This is a genomic window from Sphingobium sp. ba1 (genome assembly GCF_000743655.1).
Taxonomy (GTDB): domain Bacteria; phylum Pseudomonadota; class Alphaproteobacteria; order Sphingomonadales; family Sphingomonadaceae; genus Sphingobium.
Map to the genome: position 1 here is coordinate 1 of NZ_JPPQ01000020.1, position 1,474 is coordinate 1,474.

At 66.3% G+C, this 1,474-nt stretch carries 2 protein-coding genes and 1 pseudogene; all 3 read left to right on the top strand.

Translation table 11 applies throughout. The features are described 5' to 3' along the window. A pseudogene (locus tag IL54_RS24530) lies at window positions 1-232 on the top strand (AraC family transcriptional regulator); the annotation flags it as partial. 66 nt (window positions 233-298) lie between these two features. Then, a complete protein-coding gene (locus tag IL54_RS02025) occupies window positions 299-946 on the top strand; it encodes a glutathione S-transferase family protein (RefSeq protein ID WP_037472694.1) in 648 nt (215 codons plus the stop codon). Window positions 947-1,086: 140 nt separating this feature from the next. Beyond that, window positions 1,087-1,474 (top strand): hypothetical protein (locus IL54_RS02030; protein WP_037472697.1); only part of this gene is annotated, 388 nt, incomplete at its 3' end.

The window sequence follows — 1,474 nt, forward strand, 5'->3', positions numbered from 1 at the left end:
GGGGCTGCGCGTGTTGGAATCGCCGTTCGTGGCGCGCGGCAATGTGGCGAGCGCGGGCGGATGCATGGCGGCGCATTATCTGGCCGCCTGGGCGATCGCGCGGGGCGCAGGCGTCGAGGCGGCGCGCAGCGTGATCGACTATGTCGCGCCGGTGGGCGAGAAGGCGGAGACGGTGGCGCGGGTGATGGCGGTGATCGCGCCGTTTGTGGCGGATGTTTCCCAAGCGGCATGAGGGTTGCGATCTGCTACTGATCTGTCATGGTTCGGCGCAGTGAGTCGAACCAAAGGAGCCGTTTGCATGATTATCCACGGGTCGCGGCCATCGCCCTTCGTGCGCAAGGTGATCGTCTTTGCCGCCGAGAAGGGCATCGAGGTCGAGGTGCAGGCGGCCGGGTTCGGGCGCGGGGGCGATGGCTATCTGAACGGGTCGCCCTTCGGCAAGATACCGGCGTTGGAGGATGGCGACTTTCTGCTGTGCGATTCGACCGCGATCATAACCTATATGGATGCGTTGCGCCCCGGCACGGAGATGATCCCGGCCGAACCCAAGGCGCGGGCGCGGACCATATGGTATGAGGAATTTGGCGATACGGTGGCGCAGCCGGTGGGGGCCAAGATCTTCTTCAACCGGGCGGTGGCCAGACGGTTGAAGCGCGAGCCGGACCTGGCGGCGGCGGACAAGGCGGAGGCCGAGGAACTGCCGGGACTCTATGACTATCTGGAGGGTGTGTTGCCGGAAAGTGGTTGGCTGGTGGAGGATCGCTTCACGCTGGCGGACCTGGCGGCGGGCTGTCCGTTGATCAATATCGGCTATGTGTCAGACGCGCTGGATGCGGCGCGCTGGCCCAAGGTGGCGGCCTGGCTGGAGCGGGTAAAGGCGCGGCCGAGCGTGGCGGCGGCGATGGCACTGGAAGCGCCGATGATCGCGGCGATGCTGGAGAAATAACCTATCTGGAACATTATACTTGACATCGTCACGCTGTTCTGGCACGTATCGGCATAGTGGAAAAATGTGAGTCGCGGATGACGCGGCGAACCAAGGGCTGATCCGGGTGGGTCGGCCCTTTTTGCGTTGCGGGGGCTGGGATGGCGGACGGTGCGGGGGTGGAATTGCGGCCGGGGCGGCAGGCGGTGGCGGACGGCACGCGCGCGCAACAGCGCAAGGCCCGCAAGGACAGCTGGACCAGGGCGCAGGAAAGGGAATTTCTGGAGGTGCTGGCGACCACCTGCAACGTCAGCGAGGCGGCGCGGGTGGCGGGCGTGCGGCGCGCGGGCGCCTATGAACGGCGGCAGCGCGACGCGCGCTTTGCCGCCGACTGGGACCGGGCGATCGACATCGGCTATGCCGAGATCGAGGCGATGCTGATGCGCGAAGTGCTGTTCGGTAGCGAGAGCGAGGAGATCGTGCTGGATGGCGAAGGGGCGGTGAAGAGCCGCAAGGTCAAGCGCGGGCGTGACCTGAAACTGGCGCTGC

Bases quoted from the DNA above. Each gene is read 5' to 3' on its own strand.
- IL54_RS02025 (WP_037472694.1), top strand. From the start codon at position 299: ATGATTATCCACGGGTCGCGGCCATCGCCCTTCGTGCGCAAGGTGATC.